5 protein-coding genes are annotated in these 4,090 nt (G+C 63.6%); all 5 read left to right on the top strand.

The features are described 5' to 3' along the window. Positions 1–215, top strand: a 215-nt coding sequence (locus QZ753_RS13445) for a CreA family protein (protein ID WP_294644293.1), incomplete at its 5' end; no start/stop codon positions are given. 436 nt (positions 216–651) lie between these two features. After that, on the top strand, positions 652–1,629 hold the full coding sequence (locus QZ753_RS13440; protein ID WP_294644292.1) for an integrase arm-type DNA-binding domain-containing protein: 978 nt from the start codon (positions 652–654) through the stop codon (positions 1,627–1,629). Beyond that, the gene (locus QZ753_RS13435) at positions 1,626–1,952 is read left to right on the top strand and encodes a hypothetical protein (RefSeq protein ID WP_294644291.1); all 327 of its coding nucleotides are present in this window, start codon (positions 1,626–1,628) and stop codon (positions 1,950–1,952) included. The genes QZ753_RS13440 and QZ753_RS13435 overlap by 4 nt, the downstream gene beginning before the upstream one ends. A gap of 401 nt (positions 1,953–2,353) precedes the next feature. Next, positions 2,354–2,854 carry a hypothetical protein gene (locus QZ753_RS13430; protein WP_294644290.1) on the top strand — a complete coding sequence of 167 codons (501 nt, stop codon included), beginning with the start codon at positions 2,354–2,356 and terminating at the stop codon, positions 2,852–2,854. Then, positions 2,851–3,996: a hypothetical protein gene (locus tag QZ753_RS13425; RefSeq protein ID WP_294644289.1), complete on the top strand. Its 1,146-nt coding sequence runs from the start codon at positions 2,851–2,853 to the stop codon at positions 3,994–3,996. The genes QZ753_RS13430 and QZ753_RS13425 overlap by 4 nt, the downstream gene beginning before the upstream one ends. Positions 3,997–4,090 lie beyond the last annotated feature (94 nt).

Here is a 4,090-nt window from a genome sequence, read left to right as displayed (position 1 = left end):
GCGGGGACGAAGAAGGCGAGCAGGTTTTCGACGAAAGCCGCTCCTTGATCTTCAAGTCGCTGGAGATCGACCGGCTCTTCGACAAGACGAACGGCAGTCTCGTCTACGTCGCGCGCACGACGCGCCTCATCGACGGCTCACCGGACACCTCGCTCTCGGTGGTCGCGCCGATGGCCTGGAACGGCACGCAGCCGGCTCCTCCCAAGGTTCGGTGAAACAGCCGTTTCCGCCCCGGCTTCATATCCCGTCTGCCGGCTCGGTCGCGTCGTCCGGGCGTGCCGTGCCGGGACAGTGCCGCGATGGCGCCGACCGAATCCGACCGCCGCACATGGGGTGCAACAAGGCGATGCGGCCCGCAAAGACTGGCGGAGACATTTTTGTCGGATAATCTGTCGGGGTTCCCAGCCAAGGCTGGAAGAGATGGTGCTGCGAGAGAGGATTGAACTCTCGACCTCTCCATTACCAAGTTTATCGGGCCGGGGTTGCAGGGGGTTATGGAGAGGTGCGAAGCGGACAATTTGTCCGTTACAATTTAAGCACTTGCGGAGTATAAAGGGTTACAGGTAGGTTATTGCGGATACGCAAACGGTGCTGCCCATGTGCTGCCCACAGGAAGAACCTACGTTGCTTAAACTCCGACTCACGGATGCTGTGATCCGCAATTTCGAGCTGCCGAAGGACAAGGCAGACGTCGTCCTCTGGGATACCCTCGTGACTGGCTTCGGCCTCCGCGTTCGCCCGAACAGCAAGACGTGGATCATCGCTTATCGCCCGGCCGGGTCCGGCCGCGGGGGCGTGTTCAAAAGGATGCGGATCGGGACGCCGGCCACCCTGAAGACGGCCAGCGACGCGCGCAATCTAGCGAGGGCGACGCTCGGCAAGATCGCGCACGGTGGCGACCCGCTGGCCGAACGCAAGGCCGCCCGGGAGGCGGACAAGGCCAAGCTGGCGGACCTGATCGACAGGTACGAGGCCGACCTACAGCGCCGGAAGTATGTCGGCGCCGAGCTGCACTGCCGGAACCTGCGATCGAAGATGTCACATTTGCTGGCGCGCGACATTCGCGGCATCACCGGCGCCGAATTCGCCCGAGTGATCGAGAAGCTCGAGGCGGCCGGCAAGCCTGGCGCGGCTCGGGACTATCGGGCTCGCTGCCGAGCGTTTTTGACTTGGGCCGTCTCGAAAGCCCAAGCGATCCCGACCAATCCACTCGCCGGCCATCGCAAGGAGCGCGCGACGCGCGCTGACCGCGTAGCGAAGGCGGAGCACGGCCGGGCTCTGTCCGACGCCGAGGTCGCGCGGCTCTGGCTGGCGGGCGATCCCGACACAGTCAACGGTCGGCTCTGGCGGTTCTGGATCCTGACCGGGTGCCGCCGTGGTGAGGGCGCCGGACTGACGCGGGCGATGATCGACACGAAAGCGAAGGTGATCCGGTTGCCGGCCGCCTTCACGAAGCAGGGCAGAGGCCACGAAGTCCCCATCACGAAAGCGCTGGCCGAGCTCCTGGCCGCGTGCCCGGTGGATTCGCGGTCCGATCTCGTGTTCGCGTCGCCGCGGACCGGCGGCCTCATATCCGGGTGGATGCAGATTACTGACGCGGCCAACAAGGCGACCGGCTCTATTTTTTGATCCACGACATCAGGCGGACGTTCCGCACCGGGTTGTCGAGGCTCGGCATCGACACCGAGACGGCCGAGCGCGCGATCGGGCCTGCCAGGGCCGAGCTCCTGCAGATCTACGACAGGGACGGCGCCGAGGACAAGCTGCGTGCTGCGTTCGAAGCGTGGGCCACGCACGTCGCCAAAATTGTGGCCGATGAGGAGCGCCGACGTTTGGCCGAGGCGGTCGAAGCGGGTATTCGGCTAATGGAGAGGATGCGCCCAAATTGCGCGCAACAAAAAAATTATTCGAAGACGGGCGTTCCTCGTTCCCCGTGCACTTCAATCACTTAGAAATGTATTATTGTTGGAGTACAAGCAATTGTCAACTCCATAACTGATAAAATGGTCGATAGCGGCATTGCGTTATTGTCCAGCAATTGTAAATTTGTTCACAATGTAACCAGACAGGCGTTACAGATGTGACGGAGCTACAAGACGAGCACAGCACTAGCCCCTGTTCGACCTGATAGCGGAAGAAGGCGCGATGTCCGCGTCCCCGATCTCGGTGCGCTACCCGACAACGCCTTGCTGACTGACAAGCAGAAGTCGTTGCACAGCGGCTTCTCGATAGAAGCATTCCGGAAATGGCGCCGTGAGGGAAAGGGCCCTGAGACGGTCTACATCGAAGGCCGGCCGCGCTCGACCGTCGCCGCCTACCGTGCTTGGCTGGCCGGCGCTGTGAGGGCTTCCGCATGAACCGGAAGCAGCGACGTGCGGCGGCAAAACAGGGCACGAAGATCGATGAATTTCGTCGTCTCAGCCGACGCTTAGTGAAGGCGGGGCCGTTCGAGAGCTTCGATCCCTCCCGTCGGCTGCTTGGCGTCAATATTCGACCGATGACGGTCGACGACATGGCGCCAGGCTACGCCTACGAACCCGACTCGATCATGTTCGAAATCGCGATGCCTGCAACGCCGGACCAAGACGGAGCGCTGTGGCAAATGCCGGTTCACGTTCCGGCAGAGCTTCGCGAGCCGACAATCGACAATGCCCTCGCGGTCTATGCGCTGCTCTACAGCACCGACCCGCAAGCCCGCGCGATCATCGACGACCTTTCCGCTCGAGCTCGACCGATCCGCGAATCGCCATCCGGCTTCAACGGACCGCGTGAGTACTACGGACGCCGTTGGCTGCCGCCTCTCGATCCCACCCCGCCCGACGCTTCCGCCCCGACGAGTACGGCCAAGAATTGATCTCGAAACGGCACGACGCCGAACGGGGGCAAACCGTCGGCGTCGCAGAAAGGCGTATCGTGCAGAACAACTTAGCGCATTCCGCCGATGTCGGAAAGGCTTCGGCAAAGCAGCTCGGCGACGTCGTCGCCTTTCCGCGCGCGACGACCTCGTCGTTGCGCGTCGAATACACCGTCCTGGAGGCCGGGGCCGGCCGCGCGTCTCCGGCAAAAACCCTCGGCGTGGGCGCCCATGACGCTCCGATCGTCACACAGCACGGCCAGCAGCCGGCGGCGGGTATCGTACGCCGCGAGTCGGTCGTGGGGTCCGCAACGGAGGTGCTCTCTCGTCTGGCGATCACCTTGGAAGCGATGTCGGATCGGCAGGCGCTCGTCTGCGCACCACCACCGCCCGGGCAGGACGTGTGGGAGTTCGTTTCGCAGCGCGAAGCGGGCGACCGAACCGACGTCATATCGCGCTCTGCGGCACACTTCCCTGCGCCGGCCGGTCCAGCGCTCTTCGGGCTGGATCTCGACGTGAAGGGCTGGCCGCCCGCACTGCTTTCGAGGGTGAAGGCGTTCCCCGAACAAATCGCGGGCGTCCTGGCGACGGTGGCACCGACTTTCGGCGGCGCGGCCGGGCTGGTGCGGCCTTCATCTTCCGCCGGCGTGCGCTATCGCGAAAGCGGCCAGGAGACGGATAAGGGCGCCGGCCAACACCGCTTCTATGTTGGATCCGATGGCCGCGAGATCGCCCGCGCCGTGACCGCATTGCACGAACGCCTCATCCTCGAAGGCTGGGGCTACGGTTTCGTTTTTGAGAGCGGGCATATCGACGTTCGATCGCTGATCGATCGGAGTGCATCGGTCGCCACCGAGCGCCTGTGGTTCGAAGGCCGAGTGAAGCTCGCCGACCCGCGCCTCGAACTCGTCCCGAACGGTCGCAAGGCCGTCCTGCGCAACGAAGGCGGCGGACCAGTCGACCTGTCGACGATCGCCGACCTAACTGCTGATGAGCGGGCCCGGTTCGGAGCCATGTGCGACGGGATCCGTCAGCCGCTTCGGGCGCTCGCCGAAACCAAGCGACGCGTCTGGAAGGGAAAGCGGCGGGCCGAGCTCATCGGCAAGGGTGTGACGTGCCTCCAGAAAATCGGACCGTTTTGAGCTGGAATTTTCCACTTATGATCCCGTGAGCGGGACGAGGAGAATTCTATGAAGAAGTCGAAGTTCACCGAGGCGCAGATCGCGTTCGTCCTGA

It is taken from the genome of uncultured Aureimonas sp., from assembly GCF_913775355.1.
Lineage (GTDB): Bacteria > Pseudomonadota > Alphaproteobacteria > Rhizobiales > Rhizobiaceae > Aureimonas.
Note: the sequence above shows the minus strand (reverse complement) of the source record. Positions and strands in the feature narration are given on the sequence as shown.